Source organism: Paenarthrobacter sp. AT5, assembly GCF_032764245.1.
Lineage (GTDB): Bacteria > Actinomycetota > Actinomycetes > Actinomycetales > Micrococcaceae > Arthrobacter > Arthrobacter ureafaciens.
In genome coordinates, this window is the sequence record NZ_CP136441.1 from 595,743 (window position 1) to 617,944 (window position 22,202).

The following is a 22,202-nucleotide window of genomic DNA, read 5'->3' on the forward strand; positions in this document are numbered from 1 at the left end:
ACGGCAGCGGAAGGCGTCAAAGGACGCGGCGGATGGAAGGGACACTAACCTCATCCGCGAGGGATGGTCAAGCGTTTTAGCGCAATTATTATTTTCTTGCTAAAACGCTTGACCAACGGAGCTCCGCAGAGCTACCTTCATCGTGATCAAACGCTTTAGCAGAATGTAGGTCAGCGCAGATGAAACGCTCAGTGTTCTTCCAACCCGAAGGTGCGTGGGTAGGGGACCTTATCCCTTTCGAGAAAGACGGAGAGTTCTGGCTCTTCTACCTCCACGAGGAGCGGGTTACCCCCAAACCAGGTACGTCCTGGCACCTGGTCACCACCAAGGACCTCACCCAGTTCGAGTATCACGGTGCTGCGCTGCAGCACGGCAGCACGCAGGAGCCGGACTTCAACGCCTACACGGGCAGCGTGGTGGTTGACGACGACGGCACCCACCACCTCTTCTACACAGGCCAGAACCCGCACCGGCTGGGTCCGGACGGGCTGCCGCTCCAGCTGGTCATGCGCGCAACCAGCAGCGACGGGATGCGCACCTGGACCAAGCACCCGGAGGATACGTTCGGCGCTCCGGAAGGGTACGAATCCGGCGATTGGCGCGATCCCTTCGTCTTCCGGGACGAGTCCGATCCGGCGCGGCCTGTGTGGCGCATGCTGGTCGCCGCCCGGCACGCAACCGGTCCGGACCGCCGTCGTGGAGTGATTGCCCAATGCGTTTCCACTGACCTGGTGACCTGGGAGTACACCGATCCGTTCTGGGATCCCCGACGCTACATCACCCACGAATGCCCGGACGTCTTCCAGTGGGGTGACTGGTGGTACCTGGTGTACTCCGAGTTCTCGGAGTCCTTCACTACCCGCTACCGCATGGCCAAGAGCCCGGACGGACCCTGGGAAGTTCCGGCCCTGGACAGCATCGATGGGCGCGCGTTCTACGCCTCCAAGAGCGCTTGCCGCGACGGCCGCCGCTTCTTCTTCGGATGGATCGCCAGCAAGGAAGGAAACCGCGACGACGGTCCGTGGCAGTGGGCGGGCACCATGTCCGTCCTGGAAGCCCGCCAAAACCCGGACGGGACGCTCGGCTTCGGGTTCGCCGATGAACTGGTGGACAGTTTCTGGGTAGAAGTCCCGGTATCGCTGGCCGAGGCACTTCCGGCTGAATTGAGTGCGCCTGACAGCTACTCCGCGATCATTTCCACGGCGGACCTGCCCTCCCGTTTCTACGCCAAAGCAGTCCTGGACATCGCCCCCGACACCACCGAATGCGGGCTCCTGCTCCGTTCCAGCGACGACGGCGACGCGTCCTATGTTCTCCGGCTGGAGCCGCGGCGCGGGCGCCTCGTCTTCGACCGCTGGCCGCGCGAGCTGACCGGCGACGCGCAGTGGCACGTCTCCGGCGACGTCCCTTACGACGTCGAGCTGGAACGGCCCTGCCACCTCGCCCCGGGCGAGCACACGCTCGAGGTGATAGTCGACGGCGACCTGTGCGTCGCCGTCGTCGACCGCCAGGTGGCGCTGAGCGCAAGGATCTATGACCGCCCCAGCGGGCGCATCGGAATTTTTGCCGGTGAAGGTTCCGCCACCGTCGTCGAATTCGACGTCCGCCAACGGACTGACAACTGATTCACATCCCCGTCCCATACCCAACGAGTCAAGGGAGACAAATCCCCATGAAGAAGCTATTCCGCGCCGCGGCGGTCGCTGCTGCAGCAGCTCTGGCACTGACGGCCTGCGCAGGGGGAGGCGGCGCCGGCAACCCCACCGACGTGAGCCCCACCGGCGAGGTCAAACCCCGGGAAATCTCCTGGCTGCTGTCCAGGCCCGCCGACGGCGCAGTCATCAACATCATGAAGAAACTGGCCGATGACTACGCCAAGGACCACCCCGGGTTCTCCTTGAACCTCATCACCACCCCGGACCGCCCTTCCTACATCCAAAAACTCGAGACCCTGGCCGCAGCCAACAAGCTTCCGGAACTGTTCGACACCGATGCCACCCCGTTCGCGCAGCAGTTGGCCAAGCAGGGCAAGATGCTTGACGCTGACAAGCTGCTCAAATCCCTGGACCTCTACGACGATTACCGTCCGGGAGCCTTGGACTACCAACGCTTCGACGACGGTTCGCTGTACATGATTCCGTTCCAGTTCGAGCTCGAATTCATCTGGTACAACAAAGCCCTGCTGGAGAAAGCAGGAGTTTCCGTGCCGACGTCGCTCGACGACATTCCGGCCATGTGCACGGCACTGCGGAACGCCGGGATCACCCCGATCGCTATCGACGGGCAGGACCAGTGGCCGCTGGAGAGGTACGTGGCCTACCAGCCCTTCCGGGAGGCCGGCCCCGACTTCGTGCAGAAGCTCAAGAAGGGCGAAGCCAAGTTCAGCGATCCCGCCGGGCAGAAAGCCGTGATCTGGATGTCCGGGCTGGGCAAGGCCGAATGCTTCCAGGACGGCTTCTCAGCCCAAGGCTACTCAGACGCGCAAAACCAGTTCACGTCCGGGCAGGCTGCCATGTACAACATCGGCACGTGGGAGCTTCCCAGCCTGGCGACCGACAAACTGAACCCCGCCGTGCGGAACGACATCGACTTCTTTACGCTGCCCACCACCGCGAATTCCGTGACGGCCGCCAACGAGTATGTTTCCCCCTCCGGCATCGGCATGGCCGTGAACTCCAAGACCTACGATCCGCTGGTCAGCGACTTCCTGAAATTCGCCCTGCAGAAGTACCCGGCGGAATACGCAGCCACCGGCGCACTGTCACCCACCACCAATGTGGAAACCACCGTCCCGGCCAACGCCACGCCGTTGTACAAGAAGGCCTTGGACGCTGCCAGTGACCTGGGGTCGAAGCAGGCCATGCCGTGGGACACGCAGCTGGACCCAACCACCAACGGAAGGCTCCAGCAGGAACTCGTGCTCCTGGTGCAAGGGAACATCACGCCCGAGCAGTTCACCAGCACCATGGACCAGACCATCGCGCAGAACGCGCCGAAGTTCTTCAAGTAAGCAGTTCTGCACATAGATCCCAGCGGCGGGGGACCGGCCGGTTCCCCGCCCGAAAGGCCACACCATGCTTCCCAACAGGTCCAAGACCTCAGTCCTGGTCTTCCTGCTTCCGCCGTTGCTTCTCTACGGCGCGGCAGTGCTCTTCCCGATCCTCCAGTCCCTGTTCCTGAGCTTCTTCTCCTGGAACGGCATCAGCGACATGGAGTTCGTGGGTCTCGAAAACTACATCCGGATGCTGACGGCGGATGACATTTTCTGGCGGTCCTTTGGGAACGCATTGATTTACCTGGCCATCTGCCTGGTGCTCCAGCTCGGCGGAGCGCTGGTCGTGGCGAGCCTGCTGCTGTCACTGACGCGGGGCAGGGAACTCATCAAGACCCTCTACCTTCTCCCTGCCGTCATCTCCACCGTGGCCATCGCCTTCCTCTTTGTCCGTATCTACTCGATCGATCCGGTAGGCCTGCTTAATCAGCTGTTGCACTGGATCGGGCTGGGCAGCCTGGAAAAGGCATGGTTGTCCGACGTGAACACCGTCCTGGCCGCAGTTTCTGCACCGGAAGGGTGGCGGTTCACGGGCCTCTACATGCTGATCATCTACGCGGCCTTGATTGCCGTCCCCAAGGAGCTCGAGGAAGCCGCGGTCCTGGACGGGGCCTCGCGGTGGACTCTCTTCACCAAGATCCGCTTCCCGTACATCCGTCCGGTGTGGATCACCACCACCATCATGGCCACCACCTACGGGCTGCGCGGCTTCGACATTCCCTACCTCATGACCAACGGCGGCCCCGGCCAATCGTCCGAGCTGCTGACCACCTACATGTACAAGACCGCCTTCACCAGTACCGACTTCGGCTATGCCAGCACCATCTCGGTATTCATCGTGATCGAGTGCCTGGTGGCCGTCGGCCTCATTCTGTTCATGCTCAAGCGGAAGGCTGACTCATGATCGCCCAGACAGCACCTGCCTCCCGACCGACGGCCACCAAACCGCCGTCGCCGGTTCCAACACGACGGCGGCGCAAGCCGAACCTGTACCGGACGCTCTCCCGGGTGCTGATCATGCTGATCGTGATCGTCCAGGTTTACCCACTGGCCTGGCTGTTCCTTACCAGTTTGCGGACCGAGCACGACTTCGCGACGGGCGATCCGTTCGCCTTGCCGGGCGCGCTGACCTGGGACAACTATGCCCGGGCGTTCCAGACCGGAGACCTTGGCAGGAACATCCTCAACAGCTTCATCGTGACCATGGGCGCCAACGTGCTGATCGTTCTCTTCGGCATGATGGCCGCCTATGCCATCCAGGTCCTCGGATTCAGGTTCAGCAGCTTCGTCCGCGGCCTGTTCCTGATCGGCATCATCGTCCCGGTACAGATCGCTTTGGTTCCGTTGTTCATTGATTACTCAGCGGTGAACCTGCTGGATACGTACCAGTCGATGATCATTCCGCTGGCCGGGTTTGCCCTGCCGATGTCCATTTACCTGTTTTCCTCCTTCTTCGAATACATCCCGCGCGAAACCTATGAGGCTGCGTCCCTCGACGGCGCCGGGCCGTACCGGATCTTCGGCCTCATCACGTTGCCGTTGTCCTTGAACACAGTGGTTACGGTGGTGCTGGTCAACAGCATCTTCATTTGGAACGACTTCATCTTCGCCAACACGTTCGTCCTCTCCGAAGAGCTGAAGACCATCCCGCTCGGTCTGCAGAACTACATCGGCGCCATGGGCAAGGTGGACTGGACCGCCACCTTCGCCGCTGTCTGCGTCACCATCACGCCGCTGCTCCTGGTGTTCCTCGTCCTGAACAAAGCCATGATCCAAGGCTTGGAGAGCGGGGCGAACAAGGGATGACGCCTGCAACGCATGGATATACTCCTGATGGAGGGCAGATGATTTCGCAGGAGAAAGATCCAGGCACGCCGGCAACCCCCGACGCTCCTGTCGGAACCAGCCGCGCACATCCGGTGACCCTCCGCGAAGTAGCAGAAGCTGCAGGCGTTTCCACCGCCACGGTCTCCCTGGTCATCAACAAAAAGAAGAACGCCCGCATCGCGGAGGAAACCCGGGAACGCGTCAAAACGGCCATCCGCACCCTTGGTTACCGCCCCAATGCCATGGCCAAGACCCTGGTGAGCGGAACCTCGAAGTTCATCGGACTGGTGGCCGATGGTGTCGCCACCACGCCCTTCGCCGGACAAATCATCCACGGAGCACAGGACGAGGCCTGGAAACACGGTTACGCCCTGTTGATCGCCAACACCGAGGGCAACCTCGACCTCGAGAACGACGCCATCAACATGATGCTGGAGTACAAGGTCCGCGGCATCCTGTACTCCACCTGGTTCCACCGGACCACCGACATTCCGGAGACGCTCCGCGAAGCAGACTTCGTGCTTGTCAACTGCTTCTCGCCCGTGCCCGGCGCGGCACGGGCAGTGGTGCCTGACGAAGCCCAGGGCGGACAATCGGCCACCGAAATCCTCATCCGTGGTGGACACCGGCGCATCGCCTTCATCAACGCCACCACTCCGGCGCCGGCCAGGGACGGACGGTTGGAGGGCTACCGGGCTGCGTTGGAAGCGGCCGGAATCGCGTTCGATCCTGACCTCGTCCTTGAGGCGTACCCGGACCAGGAAGGCGGCTACGGCGCCACGGCGGAACTGCTGAAACGCGGCGTCTCCGCCGTCTACTGCTACAACGACCGCATGGCCATGGGTCTCTACGACGGCCTCCGGGAGCAAGGACTGTCCATTCCGGGCGACATCGCCGTAGTGGGCTTCGACAACCAGGAAGTCATCGCCGCCCACCTCCGGCCACCGCTCTCCACCGTATCCTTGCCGCATTATGAACTCGGCGCGGCGGGCGTGCGGCTCCTGCTCGGCCTGGATGAAGCGCCGGTGGACTCAGCCCTCAAAATCGAATGCCCCGCCATCGAACGCGCCTCGGTGGCCGTGCCGTCGAAGGCTTAGTCCCTCCAGTCCCAGGTTCACAACGCACGACGGCGGCTGGTCACCCAAGGTGGCCAGCCGCCGTCGCGCTTCACTTTAGTTTCACTGCCGCCTTCCTAGGTCACCGGCGGTTCCCCGAACGTGGGATCCGGATGGGGCGGGGGAGCAGCCGGCCCGGGATCCGGAATGGGCAGGGGGCCTGGCTCCGGACCCGGGTCCGGCATGGGTGGAGGGAACGGCTGCGTCGGGTCCGGCGGCGGCTGTCCCGGGCCGGGCTCCGACGGCGGCTGGGTGGGCCCGGGCTCGGGCGGGAACGGATCGGGTTCATGCTGTGGAGGAAGGGTCATCATCTCTCCTGGAACTCGTTGTTTTCGGTCCTCTTGCTGGAGGGGCCAGCCTACGCCTCTATAAAGCGCGAGGCCATGGCAGCGGTGCGGGAAACCCCTTGACCGGTCCCCGAGAACCGGCAGATGCTGGTGTTACCGCGCGTTTTCAGTGAGGGACACGCATGCATCGGGGCGGGAGAGAATGACGGATCACGAGCACACACCGGCCGGTGACGTCGCCGACCACGAGGCAGCGGCGCCCGGAGGCATTGATCTGACACTCCGCACGCCGGCGGAACGATCCAGGACCTTCATGGGAATCCTGGTCAACACCGCTGCGGCCAACATCACCACCAGCTACCTGTGGTTTGCGCTGACGTTCTGGGTCTACCTGGAAACCCGCAACGTCATAGCCACGGGTGTAGTGGGCGGTGCCTACATGCTGCTCATTGCCCTTTCCAGCATCAGCTTCGGCACCTTTGTGGACCGCTACCGCAAGCTGACCGTAATGCGTTTCGCCGCCGCCTTTACGCTGATCATGTTCACCATCTCCGGCGTCGTGTACCTCCTGGTGCCCACAGCGTCGTTGCTGGACCTCGGACAACCTTGGTTCTGGGCGTTCACGCTGATCATCCTCATCGGCGCGGTGGTGGAGAACATGCGCAACATTGCCCTGTCCACCACGGTCACCATCCTCATCGAACCCGACCGCCGGGCCAACGCCAACGGTTTGGTGGGCATGGTGCAGGGGCTGATGTTCATCGTCACCTCCGTGCTTTCCGGCCTGTCCGTCGGGCTGCTGGGAATGGGATGGACGATCGTGGTGGCCCTGGGGTTCACGGCGCTCGCCTACGTGCACCTGCTGACCCTGCGCATGCCGGAAGAACGTAGACCGGCCGCGACCGACGCGAAGGGCAGTTTCGACCTTCGGGGCTCCTATGCCGCCGTGCTTGCCATTGCGGGTCTCTTCGCCTTGATCATCTTCTCCACCTTCAACAACTTCGTTGGTGGCGTGTACATGGCGCTGATGGATCCTTATGGCCTCGAGATGTTCCCGGTGGAGCTCTGGGGCACCTTCTTTGCCGTCGGTGCTACCGGCTTCATTGTGGGCGGCGCGTTGGTGGGCAAGTTCGGCCTTGGCGCCAACCCGCTCAAGACCATGCTGATTGCCGTCGCCGTCATGGGACTCCTGGGGGCACTCTTCACCATTCGCGAGTGGCCGTGGCTGTACGTCCTGGGCATCTGGTTGTACCTGGCCCTGGTACCCATTGTGGAAGCAGCTGAACAGACCGTCATCCAGCAAGTGGTCCCCTTGCCGCGGCAGGGAAGGGTGTTCGGGTTTGCCATGGCCTTCGAGTCGGCTGCCGCACCCATCACGGCCTTCATCATTGCCCCCATCGCCCAGTTCTGGATCATCCCGTACGCCCGTTCGGAGGAAGGCTCTGCCCAACTGGCACCGCTCCTGGGCGAAGGAACGTCACGTGGCATCGCGCTGGTCTTCCTGGTGGCCGGCGTCGTCATGATTGTCGCTTCACTCCTGGCCTTCCTCACCCCCGTGTACAGGCGTGTCACGGAGTCCTACAGGGAGAAAGCTGTTCAGGAGCGGGCAGCAAAGGAGGGCTAGATACTCCTTTTGTCGCAGCCCTTCGCGCCGGGCGCACCCCCTGGGCACACACGTCGCCACCGTTCGCGCGGGGCGCACCCGGTGCTACAGGGGCGCCGGGCGGGTTCGGGTACGGCACGGGTTGAGGTGCCCGCGAACAGCGCGCCAAAAAACTTTTCCAAAAAAATGTGAACCCTGCGTAACCCTTTGGGGTGGCCCGACGATTACGTCTTTGAAAGGGCCGAGCTGGAATTTGTCCCCCATCATGTTCCAGCCCGGTCCTTCCTTTTGTCCAAGGGCCGTTCCGACCACGCAGATCCGGGTATCGGAAGGTTCCTGACGACATGCCGGTCCTGCCCTACAGGGGACCCGGACGAGCAGATACCCTAGGTGGGGATCGTTCGCTGAGCAGTGTGCGGATGATCCGGCTTCCAGCCAAGGACCTGCCGCCGATCGAAAGTCTCTTCAGTGACCGACGCATTGACCGACGAAGCGCTCCATGCGCTCAGGGGCAACAGCTCGGCACTGTTCGGCGCCGTGTACCAGGCCTACGCCGGCCCGGTGCTCGGGTACCTGACGGCCAAGGGTGTATCCGACCCGGAAGCTGTCACCCAGGACGTGTTCCTGGCTGTGTTGCCCCGGCTTGATGACCTCAGCGGGGGAGCCGACGGGCTACGGACTTTCGTGTTCTCGGTGGCACACGCCCGCATGGTTGACGAGCATCGAAGGCAGAGCCGGACTCCGGAACAGCACGAGTTCGAACCGGAACGGGACACCAGGGAATCAGTTTCGGCCGAGTCCGAGGCGATGGACCGGTTGGCTCCGCAGGAACTCCTCCGGTTGCTTGACCACCTTGGAGGAGATCAAAGGGAGGTCCTGGCACTTCGGATCGTGGCTGGACTGACGGTTGAGCAGGTGGCCGACATCATGGGGAAGTCCGCCGGAGCAGTCAAACAACTGCAGCGGCGGGCGCTGATTACGCTCCGTGAGCACTCGGTAGTAAAGGAATATGTGTCGCCATGACATACAGGGACAGGCCATCCAGGGAATCGGAGAGCACAGCTGCCGTTGACGAACTCTTGCTCGAGGCGGATCTCTCCGATGACGCTGACATGCGGGCGGTACTTCTTTCCCTGCGGACGCTCGGGAACCTTCCCGCTCCCGCCCCGGGTCCCGAACTGGCAGCGATGCTGGCCGGGCCGCATGACCAGCTTACCAAGCGACGTTGGCAGCGTAAGCATCGCGCCGCCCTCGCCGGCGTTGCGGTTGTTGCCGCCATGGGACTGGGCGTCAGCGGTGTGGCTGCCGCCAGTTCCGGTTTCACGAAGACTCCCACCATTATCAGCGGGCTCTTCGGAAACCCGTCCCGGCAGGGGGACGCAGCACCTCGGGAATTGCCCCGCCCTGACGCCCCGAGGGTCATCACAGAGCCTGCACCCACGGAAGAAAACGTACCGGGCGGAAGCCTTGCCGGGAGCGGCGGGTCGAGTAGCCCATCCGCCCTGCCCGAAGCTCCCCGAACAACAGCACCCCAGCAATCCACCGCGCCGACGCAGGCCGCGCCGAAGCAGGCTCGGGCCGACCGGGCCCCGGATGACCAGGCCCAGGGAACGACTCCTGGTTCAAAAGACCTTCCTGCTGTGGCTAACCAGGCAGCCAAGGACGCGCACAACAGCAAAATCGACCAGGGCGTCGGCACCAGCCAGAAGGGGAAGCCAGGGGACGCACGCTGGACGGCACCCGGCAATATCGGCAAGCCCGGCAAGACCCCGGGAATCGACATTGCCAACCCCTGGGGCACCGCCGAAAAGCTCCTGAGGCAAGCACCTGCCGTTTCGAGGAAATAACCCCAGCATGAACAAAATTCGGCCCGAGGCGCTCCTGAGGGTGGGGGGTAGGCTTGGTGAATGATGCATGTGAACGATCCGGCCGTGGTGGAGCGGTTGATGCGAACAAAAGGCACTTGGGCGATCGTGGGGCTCAGTACCAACGAATGGCGCTCCGCTTACGACGTCTCCCTTTACGTGCGGGACAAGATGGGCATGGAAATCATTCCGGTCAATCTCAAGGGCGAGGATGTCCACGGCGAAAAGGGCTACAAATCCCTCGCCGATATTCCCGCTGATAAGCACCCCATAGACGTCGTGGACTGTTTCGTGAACTCCGGGCGCGTGGGCGCCGTCATTGACGAGGCCATCGCGGTGGGCGCCAAGGCGGTCTGGCTCCAGTTGGGAGTCTTTGACGACGATGCCTGCCAGCGCGCCCGGGACGCAGGGCTCGACGTCGTGGTCAACTCCTGCCCGGCACGTGAAGGCTGGCATTACGGCCTGTAAGGCGCGCGCCGGTTCTGCTGCTACCCTGCAGCTGGACCATTCACTAATCCATGGGGGATAACGTGCCGAAACAGCCTTCCGCTGTGCCATTTTTCTCGCCCGGCAGGAGGGCCGTCCTCGGGGCCTTCGGGGCGTCGGTAGTCGCTGGACTATCGGCGTGCAGCGCAAGGGAAAGTACGACGCCGGAGCTGCCGCCCGGTAGTGCGTCCGCCTCCCCGGCGGGGCCGGCCGGCAACGGAGCGATGGCGGCGGCCGGCGAGGTGCCGCCGTCGGGCACCCCCGCTCCAACCGCGACGCCGAAGCCCTCCAAGCGCATTCGCCGCAGCTTCATCCCCGACTACCAACTGCCGCCCGTAGTGGGTGGCCTGGCTCCCGTGATCACCAGGATTCCTACGCAGCATCCGGTGGTCTTCCTGACGATTGACGACGGCAACATCAAGAGCCCTGAATCCGTGAAGCTCATGGCTGAGTACGACTACCCGGCCTCGCTGTTCCTTACCAAGGACACCATCGCCGAGAACCCCGCCTTCTTTGACGCCTTCAAGGCCCAGGGCAGCCTGGTGGAAAACCACACGGTCACGCACAACATCAACATGGTTCGGCAGTGGGGTTATCAGCAGCAGCTCGCCGACATGGTGGGCATGCAGGAGTACGCGCTGAAGCAGTACGGGCGGCGCCCAACGCTTTTCCGTCCCCCGGGCGGCGCCTATTCAAACGTGATGCGCCAGGCTGTGGCGGATGCCGGCATGAAGGCGATCGTCACGTGGGAAGCGAAAGCCAACGCGGGAAAGATGGACTACCAGGTAGGAAATTCCCTACGCCCGGGGGATATTGTGCTGATGCATTTCCGGGCGGAGTTCGCCGCTGACCTGGCCGCTTTCCGTGCTGCCCAGCTCGCGGCGGGGTTGGAAGTGGTGTTGCTGGAGGACTTCCTGGGCGTCGCGTAGCTGATGGTCCGGGACGCCGGCAGCGGTACCCTCGAATCATGGACGTGCCACGCCTCCGTGAGATCTGCCTCGGCTTTCCGGGTGCTTTTGAAGACTTCCCGTTCGGCCCGGAGTTGTCCGTCTTCAAGGTGAGGGCTGCGGTGTCCGGTGGCGTACGCCACGAGGCCAAGATGTTTGCCCTGTCGGCCATGGATCCCGGCAACTGGTCCGTCAGCCTCAAGTGCGAGCCTGCGCTTGCCGAGCAGTTGCGCGCTGCCCATCCTGAAATCACCGGCGCCTGGCATCTGAACAAGAGGCACTGGAACGGCGTGCGGTTGGACGGCGGGCTCCCGGACGACATGATCCGGGACATGGTGGAGGACTCCTACGACCTGGTGGTGGCGAGCCTGAGCCGGCGGCAACGGGAGCAACTCGGATGGGCGGGACTGCTCTAAAAAGATCACACTTTGACAAAAGTTGATCGAAACTACGGGGAAATATTGATTTCCAATCACTCTTAGTGAAGTATGTCACACGAAGGTTGGTGCTGTAGGGCGTCAACCCAGACTGTCGGCTCAATGGTGCCCCAGACGCCTGAGTCGGCCTATACGAGTCACTTAAGGGGTATGAAAATGACCATTCAGCACCAGTCCCTTGGCCGCCGCGGATTCCTGCGCGGAGCACTTGCTGCAGCTGTGCTCGTCCCGATGGGCGGCACCATCGCGTCCTGTGCAGCCGGCGGAGGGGGAACCACGGCTGGTCCTTCCGGCACAGTGTCGGACACCAACCCGTTCGGGATGGCGGACAAATCCACCGTTGACGCAGTCATTTTCAAGGGTGGCTACGGCATCGACTACGTTGAATTTGCCGGTAAGGCGTTTGAATCTGCACACGCCGGTTCCACGGCGAAGATCGCCCCGTCAACGGACATTGCGCAGGAACTGCAGCCACGCTTCGTCGGCGGCAACCCGCCGGACCTGATCGACAACTCCGGTGCCAAGGCAATCGGCTTCAGCACCATCCTTGCCCAGCTCGAAGACCTCACCAGCGTTGTGGAGGCCAAGAACCTGGAGGGCAAGGTCATCAAGGACACCCTCTACACCGGTGTGCTCGCACCCGGCACTTTCGACGGCAAACTGGCCGCCCTGAACTACGTCCTGACGGTCTACGCGATGTGGTACTCCGATTCCCTCCTGAAGGAGAACGGTTGGACCGTGCCCAAGACCTGGGATGAGATGTATGCCTTGGGCGAGCAGGCCAAGGCCAAGGGCAAGTACCTGTTTGTGTGGGGCAAGGAAGCCGCCACGTACTACCAGGAGATGGCAATCGCCTCGGCCATCAAGGAAGGCGGCGACGAGGTTCGGCTCGCCTTGGAAAACCTTAAAGCCGATTGCTGGTCCCATCCGGCCGTCCAGTCCGTGTTCACGGCCATGGACAAGATCGTGAAGGCAGGCTTCTTTAAGCCCGGCGGGTCCGGCACCCAGTTCACGGCAGCTCAGGCGCAGTGGAGCAACGCACAGGAGGCAGTGTTCTACCCGTCCGGTTCCTGGATTGAGAACGAGATGAAGGACCAGACCAAGGCTGACTTCAAGATGACGGGGGCGCCCGTTCCCGCAGTGAGTTCCAGCCCCAAAATGCCCTACGAGTCCTTGCACAGCGCGGCCGGTGAACCGTACATCGTCCCGTCGCAGGGCAAGAACGTGGCCGGCGGCAAGGAACTGCTCCGCGTCATGCTCTCCAAGGAAGCCGCCACCAACTTCGCGAAGACCAAGCTCGCCCCCACGATCGTCAAGGACACTGTCCCCGAGGACGGCTTTGGTTCAACGGCCCTGGTGTCCCAGACCAAACTCCTGAGCGATGCCGGCGAGAACATCTACACCTGGAACTTCATCGACCTCTACGGAACCAACAAGGACCAGCTGGTTGTGTGGAACACCTTCCTCGACGGCAAGTCGGACGTTGCCACGCTGACGTCGTCCCTGCAGAGCATCACGGACAAAGTCCGCAACGACAGCTCGGTCAAGAAGATTGAAGTGAAGTGACCGTAGTGGAACCACAGCAGAGCCGGAGCGGCGACGGTTTGGCCGCCGTCGTTCCGGCCATGGCTCCTCCGCCGCCGGCGTCCGCCAAGCGGCGGCGCAAGCCCCTGACGTGGGACAAGGCCAGCTTCTTCCTCGTCTTCCTGGGCCTGCCGCTCGCTATCTATATCCTGTTCGTGATCTGGCCGTTCATCCAGGCCTTTGGCTACTCCCTGACGGACTGGTCCGGCTTCTCGCCGAACCAAAACTTCATCGGGCTGGACAATTACGCCAAAATTTTCACGGACGATATCTTCATGAAGGCCATGGGGAACAACATCCTCCTGGTCATCTTCCTGCCCATCATCACCATTGTCCTGAGCCTCGTCCTGGCGACGATGGTCACGGTGGGCGGCAGCAGCAAGGGCCAGATCAAGGGCTTGCGGAACTCCAGTTTCTACCGCGTGGTTTCTTTCTTCCCTTACACGATTCCTGCCATCGCCATCGGCATCATGTGGGGACAGATCTACGATCCTTCCGGCGGCTTGCTGAACGGGATCCTCACCGGGCTGGGCATGGAGCAGTTCAAGGACTTCGCCTGGCTGGGGAACAAGGACACAGCCATGATCGCCACCATGTTCGTGATCGTGTGGGGCTTCGTGGGGTTCTACATGGTGCTGTTCGTGGCCGGCATCAAGGGCATTCCCGCCGAACTGTTCGAAGCTGCCCGCATCGACGGCGCCGGGAGGTTCCGGACGGCGGTGTCCGTGACCATCCCGCTGATCCGCGACAACATCCAGACCGCCTACATCTACATGGGCATCCTGGCGCTGGACGCTTTCGTGTATATGGCGGCCCTCAACTCGGGCGGCGGGCCGGACAACTCGACGCTTGTCATGTCCCAACAGCTGTTCTTCACGGCGTTCAGCAAGGGCCAGTTCGGGCTCGCCAGCGCCATGGGCGTGGTCCTGGCAATCACCACCCTGATCTTCTCCGGGCTGGTGTTCGCTGTTAACAAGCTGACCGGCGGCGACAAGGATGTGAGCAACTGATGTCCACCAAGACAGTTATGCCGGAAAGGAAGTCCCTGCACTTCCAGCCGCGGACACCCGCAACTACTCCCGGCGACAAAGTGGTGGGGGCCATTTCCCACACCGCCCTGACCATATGGTCGCTCATCGTCATCCTGCCGCTCCTGTGGACGGTGATGTCATCGTTCAAGACCTCCAGCGAGATCTTCGCTTCTCCGTTCGCCCTGCCGTCCGAGTGGCGTTTCGACAACTACGTCAAAGCCTGGAGCGATGCCGGGATTGGAAGCTACTTCCTGAACTCGGTGATCGTGGTGGGCGGCGCGTTGGTGATCGTCATGGTGCTTGGAGCCATGTGTGCCTACGTCCTGGCAAGGTATGTCTTCTTCGGCAGCAGGGCCATCTACTACCTGATGCTCGCCGGGCTGACGTTTCCGATCTTCCTGGCCATGGTCCCGTTGTTCTTCGTCATGCGGAACATCGGGCTGCTCAATACACTGCCCGGGTTGATCCTCGTGTACGTCGGCTTTGCCCTGCCGTTCACGGTGTTCTTCCTGTTCTCCTTTTTCAAGTCCCTACCCCACGAGATCACGGAGGCCGCGGCCCTGGACGGGGTGGGCGAGTGGCGGACCTTCTTCCAGGTCATGCTTCCCATGGCCAAGCCGGGCCTTGCCTCCGTTGCGATCTTCAACTTCCTTGGCCTGTGGAACCAGTTCCTCATCCCGGTCTCCATCAATGCGGCCGGACCGCGCGTGCTGTCCCAAGGCCTCGCGGCTTTCGCCGGGCAGATGGGGTATGCGGTGGACTTCGGCGCCTTGTTCGCGGCGGTCACTGTCACCGTGGTGCCGGTGCTGATCGTGTATGTCATCTTCCAACGCCAGCTCCAGGGTTCGGTGTCGCAGGGAACCATGAAATAGCCCCGGCCAGGCGGGACGTACGACGGCGGTGCGCGCCTTTCGGTGCGGGCCGCCGTCGGGCTTTAACTCTGAAAGGATGGAACGGCAACCGGTGCCGGGGCAGTACAGTCCCGGCAAGTGATCGAAAGGCCGAATTACATGATTTTCATTGTGGTCAAATTCGAGGTGAAACCCGACTGGTCGGAGCGTTGGCTGGACCTGGTGGCCGACTTTACCCAGGCCACGCGCGAAGAACCGGGCAATCTGTGGTTCGACTGGTCCCGCAGCGTGGAAGACCCGAACGAGTTCGTCCTGGTGGAAGCGTTCCAGGACGACGCCGCCGAGGCCCACGTGAACAGCGCGCACTTCAAGAAGGCGATGGCTGACATGCCCCAGGCCCTCGCCGAAACCCCGCACATCATCAGCCGCCAGCTCGAAGGCAGCGGCTGGGACCGCATGGGCGAGCTGACCATCGACTAGCTAGTCCTCGCTGTGGATTTCCCGCTGCCTGGCGCTGAGCAGCTCAAGCTCGGGCCGGGCAGCGACGAACCGTTCCACGGCGTCGAGTACTTCCCTGAGGTGCCCGTGGTCCGGAGCCACCAGTGCCGCGCCAATCAATGCCCGGCGGTGCTGGTCCTGAAGCCCGGTCTCCGAGGCCGATACGTCAAAGCGCCGCTTCAGCTCAGCCACCACCGGGCGCACAAGCGAGCGCTTCTCCTTGAGGCTGTGAACATCGCCCAGCAGCACATCGAATTCGACCCACCCAATCCACATACGCCCATTAAACAGGCGCAGGCGGCGATCTTGATCGAATCTTGAGGGAATGCCGCGAGGAGGTTGAGCGAGCCGGATCACACTGGAGTCACGATCATCCACGGGGGGAGACGAGCAGCATGGGCACATTGCGCGGCAGCACGGAAGAAACCTGCTTTGACAAGCATCCAGCCATGGTGGAGATTTGCGGGGGACCCAATGGCAGGAGCGAACCGTGATACTCGATGCGTTTTCCGCCAGGATGTCCCTTGGAGTCGTTACCCTCACGCTTTTCCTGCTGTTCTCAGCCTCCTACGGCAAGACCAGGTCCCCCTACACGGGGTGGTGGGCGCTGGCCCTCTTCGAATTCATGCTCGGCAATGCCGGCTTCCTGCTGAACGGAACTCCGCACCAGGTGTGGGCCAACCCCCTCGGCAACGTGCTGGTGGTAGCCGGTGCGTTCAGCATCTGGGCAGGCGCCAGGACCTTGCGCGACCTCAGGGCAGCCCCCTGGCTGCTGGCTTTGGGGCCCCTGGTCACGGGGGTCGCTTCCACCCTGGAGGACCCGGCAAACAACATCTGGTCGGGTGGCGCAGTGTATCTGGCCATGATCACGGTTGGTGTTGGTCTGGCAGCCAGGGATCTCTGGCACTTCAAGCCCACCCATCCACAAATATCCAAGGCGATGTCGATCGTTGCCTGGTTCGCCACCCTGTACTTCTTTGCGCGGTTTATCTTCTACGTGACTCATGGTCCTGACAGCACCCTGTTCAAAGGCTATTTCGGTGCAGGACCGCTGGGCCTGGTGACCACTGTCCTGCTGGTCGCCGCCTCGTTCACCATGACGACGCTCAGCAACGATCAACTGATCAGGGGGCTCCGCGAACGGGCCAGCCGCGACCACCTCACCGGGCTCCTCAACCGGGGAACCTTCATGGACCTGGCAGGGGCGGAGCTCAAGCGCCTGCGCGCCAGTGGTTCGGGTGCCGCCGTCGTCCTTGCCGACTTGGACCACTTCAAAGCCGTCAATGACGAACACGGCCACCGCGCGGGAGATGCAGCACTGAAGGCCTTCGCGGAGGCCTGCCGGGAAAGCGTCAGGTCCACGGACCTGGTGGGGCGCTACGGCGGGGAAGAGTTTGTCCTCTTCCTGCCTGGTGCCACGCAGAAAAGGGCAGAAGACATTGCCCTCGAAATAAGCAAACGGATGGCCACCATGGAAGTGCCCGGAGGCGGCGCTTTCCCCACGGTCAGCTACGGAGTCACATCCAGCACTCCAGCTACCGCAGACCTCACCTTCATGATCGAAGTTGCGGACGCAGCCCTTTACAGCGCCAAAGCGCAGGGCAGGAACCGGATTGTCGGAGCCAACCGCCTTGAGGCGGCAACTATCGCGGATGAGGCACGATCATGACCATCAACCAGCTGACCACCAAGATCCAGATCCAGCACAACCAGGAACTGGCCGCGTTCCGTCAGGACATCACCAGCCCGCCCTACCAGGCCGGCACGTCCACCACCCTCAACACGGCCAGGCGCTCGGTGCGGATGAATCCCGTCCACTCCGTAGAGGATGCCAGCGCCAACCTGACCATCGTCGCAGATGTTCAGGGACTCGCCTGGCTCACGGCGGACAAGGGGCTGCAAGGAAGCTGCATCACTCTCTCGATCGCAGGCCACCGGCGCACCACGGGAACCCGGGTCCCGCTGCCCCTGGGGGAATGCGACGCATGGGTCGAAGCCATCCTCGGACGCTCCTGGCTGCCTCAGGTCTACCGCGCCGGGACACCCGCGCAGCCCGACGGGAAGCTGGACATCGCTTCCTACCGTTTGTTCCTTGACGAACGGAACAACCCGGTCGCCAAGCCGAAGTCCGTGGTTGACGACACTTTGCGGTACCTGGACCTCTCTTGAAACAACCCCGCACGGCCGCGAGCCACCACCCTGAAACCGACCCTATAACGGGCCTCGGCAACCGGCTGGTGCTCGAGGACGCCTTGCGGGATGCCCAAGCGGCCGCGTCAAACGGAACATCGCCGGCTGCCCTGCTGCTGCTGAACCTGGACGGGTTCAAAGCCGTCAAAAGCTCGGTTGGCCACGCCGCCGCGGACCTTATCCTGCAGACCGTCGCCTCGCGTATCAGGGCGGCAGTGCAGGAGAACGACGTCGTCACCCGCCTGGGCGGCGACGAGTTCGGAATCCTTTTGCCGGCAACACCGCTGGCCCGGGCCGTGTCCGCGGGGAACCGCATCCTGGCTGCGGTCGAACCCGAGATCAATCTCGGCAGCGCGAACGTGCGCTGCACAGCGAGCATGGGGTTGAGGACCGCCGATCCCAGCCGCACTCCTGCCGAGCTGCTGATGGAAGCAGACCTTGCCCTGGGGGAGTCCAAAGCCGAGGGCCGGAACAAGGTCAGGACGTTCGATCCTGCCACCCTGCTGGCGCGCCAACTCGAGCGGCAGATCGTCAGCGAACTGGGTCATGCCATCGGGTCGGACCAGCTTGTGCTCTTCTACCAGCCGATTGTGGAGCTGGCTACCGGCCGGCTCCAAGGCAGCGAGGCCTTGGTGCGGTGGAACCATCCCGAACGTGGACTCATCATGCCGGACAAGTTCATTCCCGTTGCCGAGGCCACGGGTTTGATTGCGGAACTGGGCCGTTGGGTGCTGCGCAATTCCGTGGCCCAGCTTGCCGCGTGGCGGCGCGACCCGGCCACCGCACACCACGATTTCTCCATGCGGATCAACGTATCGGCACCGGATCTGCAGAGCCTGGAGTTCGTCGATGATGTCCGGGAAGCCCTGTCCACGGCAGGCCTTCCGCCGGAGTCGCTGGTGCTGGAGCTGACAGAAAGCGCCATCATCCAGAACAACGAACTGGACCGCTACACGCTGATGAGCCTCCACCGGCTGGGTGTGGGCCTTGAGATAGATGACTTCGGCACCGGATACTCATCCATCGGCTACCTACGCAAGCTGCCGGTGGACCACGTCAAAGTGGACCGGGAGTTCGTCCGCGACCTGGGTAAGGACGACACCCAGTTGCAGTTCCTCGCCGCCATTCAGAACGTGATCCGCTCCTGCGGACTGGACGGCATCTGGGAGGGAATAGAGACCGTCGAACAGGCCGAAGCGCTGCGGAGCATCGGTTGCACCAGCGGGCAGGGCTATTACTTTGGCCGCCCGGTTTCCGGGACCGAGTTCACAGCACAGCTGAAGCGGCAGGAAACCTGGCCGTCTTAAACACAAAACGCGGGACCACATGAGTGGTCCCGCGTCTTTTGCGTGCTAGCCGAAGTACTTCGGCAGAGTGCCTTCGTGGGCTTCGCGGAGGGCCTCCAAGGAGAGCTCGTCCACGCCGTTGATCTCCAGCTTTCCACCGGCTGCGTCCACGACGCCGATCCGGAGGTGCGCGAAACCGCGGGCCGTGCACATGTCCTTGAATCGGACTTCCTCGGAGCGCGGAACGGACACGATCGCACGTGCCTGGGACTCGGAGAACAGCGCGGTGAAGAGGTCCACACCGTCGCGTTCCATGAGTTCTTCCAGCGCGATGCGGGCACCGACGCCGTAACGCAGCGAGGACTCCACGAGTGCGGCTGCGAGGCCACCTTCGGAGAGGTCGTGTGCGGCATCAACCATGCCGTCGCGGGACGCGTTGATGAGGATCTCACCAAGCTGGCGCTCAGCTGCAAGGTCGACCTTCGGGGGCTGGCCACCGAGGTGTCCGCGCAGGTTGGACCATTCGGAACCATCCAGCTCAGCCGCGGTGGTGCCCAGCAGGTAGATGGCCTGCCCGTCCTCGCGCCAGCCCGACGGCGTACGGCGGGCGACGTCGTCGAGCTTGCCCAGGACTGCCACCACGGGGGAGGGATGGATCGGTGTGGTGCCGGTCTGGTTGTACAGGGAGACGTTGCCGCCGGTCACCGGGACGCCCAACTCCATGCAGGCATCGGAGAGGCCGCGAATGGCTTCGGCGAGCTGCCACATGACGTCCGGGTCCTCCGGGGAGCCGAAGTTAAGGCAGTCGCTCACGGCCATCGGAACGGCACCGGAAGTGGCGACGTTGCGGTAGGCCTCGGCCAGTGCCAACTGTGCGCCCTTGTACGGGTCCAGGTAGGTGTAGCGGCCGTTGGCGTCGGTGGCCAAGGCCACGCCCAGGCCGGTTTCCTCGTCAACGCGGACCACGCCGGCATCATCCGGGAACGCCATGGCAGTGTTGCCGCCAACATAGCGGTCGTACTGCTTGGTGATCCAGGACTTGCTGCACATGTTCGGGGAGGAAACCAGCTCGGTGACCGCCGCTGCCAGCTCCGAGGGAGCGGACGGACGGTTGGCGTCTTCAACGGAACCCGTGAAGGCGTTGGCCTGGACCGAGTCCTGCCACTCCGGGCGGGCGAACGGGCGGTCGTAGACCGGGCCGTCGTGCGCAACGGTGCGGGGATCGACGTCGACGATTACTTCGCCTTCCCAGGTGATGATGAGGCGGCCGGTATCGGTCACTTCACCCAACCAGGAGTACTCCACGGCCCACTTGTCCATCACGGCCTCGAACGCTTCCACGTTCTCCGGCGTGACGATTGCCATCATGCGTTCCTGGGACTCGGACATGAGGATCTCGCCCGGGGTCAGCGTGGGGTCGCGCAGCAGGACGGACGTCAGCTCGACCTGCATGCCGCCGTCGCCGTTGGAAGCGAGCTCTGACGTCGCACAGGAGATGCCCGCGGCGCCGAGGTCCTGGATGCCCTCCACCAGGGAACCCTTGAAGAGTTCGAGGCAGCACTCGATGAGCACCTTCTCCGCGAAGGGGTCGCCAACCTGGACTGCGGGGCGCTTGGACGGCTTGGAGTCGTCGAAGGACTCGGAGGCAAGCACCGAGGCACCACCGATTCCGTCGCCACCGGTGCGGGCGCCGAAGAGGACAACCTTGTTGCCCTTGCCGGAGGCGTTGGCCAGGCGGATGTCCTCGTGGCGCATGACGCCCACAGCCAGCGCGTTCACCAGCGGGTTGCCCTGGTAGACGGAGTCGAAGACCATTTCGCCGCCGATGTTCGGCAGGCCGAGGCAGTTGCCGTAGCCACCGATGCCGGCAACGGCACCGTGCATGACGCGTGCGGTGTCCGGGTGGTCGATTGCGCCGAAGCGGAGCGGATCCATGACGGCAACGGGGCGGGCACCCATGGAGATGATGTCGCGGACAATGCCGCCGATGCCGGTAGCTGCGCCCTGGTAGGGCTCAACGAACGACGGCGAGTTGTGGGACTCGATCTTGAAGGTCACGGCCCAGCCGTCGCCGAGGTTGGTCACGCCGGCGTTCTCGCCGATGCCCACCAGCATGTCCTTCTTCATTTCTTCCGTGACCTTCTCGCCGAACTGGCGGAGGTGGTTCTTGGAAGACTTGTAGGAGCAGTGCTCGCTCCACATGACCGAGTACATGGCCAGTTCCGCACCGGTGGGACGGCGGCCAAGGACCTTGACGATCTCGTCGAATTCGTTCTGCTTCAGGCCCAGTTCGGCCCACGGGAGTTCCGTGTCCGGGGTCTTGGCGGCGTTCTCAACGGTATCGATGTTGAACTTCTTGGTGGTTTCCGTGGTCACTTGTCGCCTCCCACAATCTTGGTCAGTACGGAGGTGAAGAAACCGAGTCCGTCGGTGTCGGACGCTGCTCCATCGAGTGCTTCGGGACCAAAGCCTGCCTCAACGGCGTGCTCGGGGTGGGGCATGAGGCCCACCACGTTGCCGGCGGCGTTGGAGATCCCGGCGATGTCACGGCGGGAGCCGTTCGGGTTGAAGCCCACGTAGCGGAAGACGACGCGGCCCTCGGCTTCAAGGGCGTCGAGGGTCTTCTCGTCGGCGATGTACTGGCCGTCCTGGTTCTTCAGCGGCACAGTAATTTCCTGGCCCTGCCGGTAGTCCACGGTCCAGGCGGTGTTGGCATTTTCGACGCGCAGCACCTGGTCGCGGCAGATGAACTTCAGGTGGTCGTTCTTGATCATGGAGCCGGGCAGCAGGTGCGATTCGGTCAGGATCTGGAAACCATTGCAGATACCGAGGACCGGCAGCTTTGCGTCGGAGTTTGCTGCATCGATGATCTTGGACATCAGCGGCGCGAAACGCGAAATGGCACCGGCGCGCAGGTAGTCGCCGTAGGAGAAACCGCCGGGAATGATGACGGCGTCAACGTCACCGAGGCTTTCGTCTGCGTGCCACAGCGACACCGCCGTGCCGCCTGCAAGCCGTACTGCACGGGCGGCGTCGCGGTCGTCCAAGGTACCGGGGAAGGTGACGACGCCGATCTTGGCGCCTGCCAAGCGGGGTTCCGCGGCGACAGCCACCGCCTCGCCAATCAGGGGGATTGAAGTCAT

At 63.1% G+C, this 22,202-nt stretch carries 21 protein-coding genes; 18 read left to right on the top strand and 3 right to left on the bottom strand.

What is annotated here, in order from left to right; translation table 11 throughout:
* Nucleotides 1-179: 179 nt before the first annotated feature.
* The 15 genes from RI444_RS02880 to RI444_RS02950 all read left to right on the top strand — a co-directional run bounded on the left by RI444_RS02880 (nt 180) and on the right by RI444_RS02950 (nt 15,565).
* The gene (locus tag RI444_RS02880) at nt 180-1,625 is read left to right on the top strand and encodes a GH32 C-terminal domain-containing protein (protein WP_021471694.1); all 1,446 of its coding nucleotides are present in this window, start codon (nt 180-182) and stop codon (nt 1,623-1,625) included.
* 47 nt (nt 1,626-1,672) lie between these two features.
* A complete protein-coding gene (locus RI444_RS02885; RefSeq protein WP_021471693.1) occupies nt 1,673-3,010 on the top strand; it encodes an ABC transporter substrate-binding protein in 1,338 nt (445 codons plus the stop codon).
* Between the two features lie 64 nt (nt 3,011-3,074).
* Nucleotides 3,075-3,956: a carbohydrate ABC transporter permease gene (locus tag RI444_RS02890; protein WP_021471692.1), complete on the top strand. Its 882-nt coding sequence runs from the start codon at nt 3,075-3,077 to the stop codon at nt 3,954-3,956.
* Nucleotides 3,953-4,858: a carbohydrate ABC transporter permease gene (locus RI444_RS02895; protein WP_062095035.1), complete on the top strand. Its 906-nt coding sequence runs from the start codon at nt 3,953-3,955 to the stop codon at nt 4,856-4,858. The genes RI444_RS02890 and RI444_RS02895 overlap by 4 nt, the downstream gene beginning before the upstream one ends.
* A gap of 38 nt (nt 4,859-4,896) precedes the next feature.
* Nucleotides 4,897-5,976: a LacI family DNA-binding transcriptional regulator gene (locus RI444_RS02900; protein ID WP_021471690.1), complete on the top strand. Its 1,080-nt coding sequence runs from the start codon at nt 4,897-4,899 to the stop codon at nt 5,974-5,976.
* 507 nt (nt 5,977-6,483) lie between these two features.
* Complete coding sequence (locus tag RI444_RS02905; RefSeq protein WP_021471689.1) at nt 6,484-7,905, top strand: MFS transporter; 1,422 nt, start codon at nt 6,484-6,486, stop codon at nt 7,903-7,905.
* A 447-nt stretch (nt 7,906-8,352) separates the two neighbouring features.
* The gene (locus RI444_RS02910) at nt 8,353-8,907 is read left to right on the top strand and encodes an RNA polymerase sigma factor (RefSeq protein ID WP_021471688.1); all 555 of its coding nucleotides are present in this window, start codon (nt 8,353-8,355) and stop codon (nt 8,905-8,907) included.
* A complete protein-coding gene (locus RI444_RS02915) occupies nt 8,904-9,731 on the top strand; it encodes a hypothetical protein (protein WP_021471687.1) in 828 nt (275 codons plus the stop codon). Before RI444_RS02910 ends, RI444_RS02915 begins: the two co-directional genes overlap by 4 nt.
* Before the next feature lie 60 nt (nt 9,732-9,791).
* Nucleotides 9,792-10,217, top strand: coding sequence for a CoA-binding protein (locus RI444_RS02920; protein ID WP_021471686.1), 426 nt, complete (start codon nt 9,792-9,794; stop codon nt 10,215-10,217).
* 83 nt (nt 10,218-10,300) lie between these two features.
* Nucleotides 10,301-11,164, top strand: coding sequence for a polysaccharide deacetylase family protein (locus tag RI444_RS02925; protein ID WP_242703149.1), 864 nt, complete (start codon nt 10,301-10,303; stop codon nt 11,162-11,164).
* 38 nt (nt 11,165-11,202) lie between these two features.
* Nucleotides 11,203-11,598, top strand: coding sequence for an MmcQ/YjbR family DNA-binding protein (locus tag RI444_RS02930; RefSeq protein ID WP_021471684.1), 396 nt, complete (start codon nt 11,203-11,205; stop codon nt 11,596-11,598).
* Between the two features lie 177 nt (nt 11,599-11,775).
* Nucleotides 11,776-13,185 carry an N-acetylglucosamine/diacetylchitobiose ABC transporter substrate-binding protein gene (ngcE, locus tag RI444_RS02935; RefSeq protein ID WP_021471683.1) on the top strand — a complete coding sequence of 470 codons (1,410 nt, stop codon included), beginning with the start codon at nt 11,776-11,778 and terminating at the stop codon, nt 13,183-13,185.
* A complete protein-coding gene (locus tag RI444_RS02940; protein WP_021471682.1) occupies nt 13,182-14,213 on the top strand; it encodes a carbohydrate ABC transporter permease in 1,032 nt (343 codons plus the stop codon). The genes ngcE and RI444_RS02940 overlap by 4 nt, the downstream gene beginning before the upstream one ends.
* Nucleotides 14,213-15,106: a carbohydrate ABC transporter permease gene (locus RI444_RS02945; protein WP_316963864.1), complete on the top strand. Its 894-nt coding sequence runs from the start codon at nt 14,213-14,215 to the stop codon at nt 15,104-15,106. Before RI444_RS02940 ends, RI444_RS02945 begins: the two co-directional genes overlap by 1 nt.
* A 138-nt stretch (nt 15,107-15,244) precedes the next feature.
* Nucleotides 15,245-15,565: a putative quinol monooxygenase gene (locus RI444_RS02950; protein ID WP_207605150.1), complete on the top strand. Its 321-nt coding sequence runs from the start codon at nt 15,245-15,247 to the stop codon at nt 15,563-15,565.
* Here the strand turns inward: RI444_RS02950 and RI444_RS02955 are convergent, their stop codons facing one another.
* Nucleotides 15,566-15,859: a DUF503 domain-containing protein gene (locus RI444_RS02955; protein WP_021471679.1), complete on the bottom strand. Its 294-nt coding sequence runs from the start codon at nt 15,857-15,859 to the stop codon at nt 15,566-15,568.
* 214 nt (nt 15,860-16,073) lie between these two features.
* Between RI444_RS02955 and RI444_RS02960 the strand changes: the two genes are divergently transcribed.
* The 3 genes from RI444_RS02960 to RI444_RS02970 are packed head-to-tail and all read left to right on the top strand — an operon-like array spanning nt 16,074 to nt 19,080.
* The gene (locus tag RI444_RS02960; protein WP_021471678.1) at nt 16,074-17,252 is read left to right on the top strand and encodes a GGDEF domain-containing protein; all 1,179 of its coding nucleotides are present in this window, start codon (nt 16,074-16,076) and stop codon (nt 17,250-17,252) included.
* The gene (locus tag RI444_RS02965) at nt 17,249-17,752 is read left to right on the top strand and encodes a hypothetical protein (RefSeq protein WP_021471677.1); all 504 of its coding nucleotides are present in this window, start codon (nt 17,249-17,251) and stop codon (nt 17,750-17,752) included. The genes RI444_RS02960 and RI444_RS02965 overlap by 4 nt, the downstream gene beginning before the upstream one ends.
* Entirely contained in the window at nt 17,749-19,080 is a 1,332-nt protein-coding gene (locus RI444_RS02970; RefSeq protein WP_207605149.1) for a putative bifunctional diguanylate cyclase/phosphodiesterase, read from the top strand. Before RI444_RS02965 ends, RI444_RS02970 begins: the two co-directional genes overlap by 4 nt.
* A gap of 45 nt (nt 19,081-19,125) precedes the next feature.
* Here the strand turns inward: RI444_RS02970 and purL are convergent, their stop codons facing one another.
* On the bottom strand, nt 19,126-21,435 hold the full coding sequence (gene purL / locus RI444_RS02975; RefSeq protein WP_021471675.1) for a phosphoribosylformylglycinamidine synthase subunit PurL: 2,310 nt from the start codon (nt 21,433-21,435) through the stop codon (nt 19,126-19,128).
* Complete coding sequence (gene purQ / locus RI444_RS02980; protein ID WP_021471674.1) at nt 21,432-22,202, bottom strand: phosphoribosylformylglycinamidine synthase subunit PurQ; 771 nt, start codon at nt 22,200-22,202, stop codon at nt 21,432-21,434. The genes purL and purQ overlap by 4 nt, the downstream gene beginning before the upstream one ends.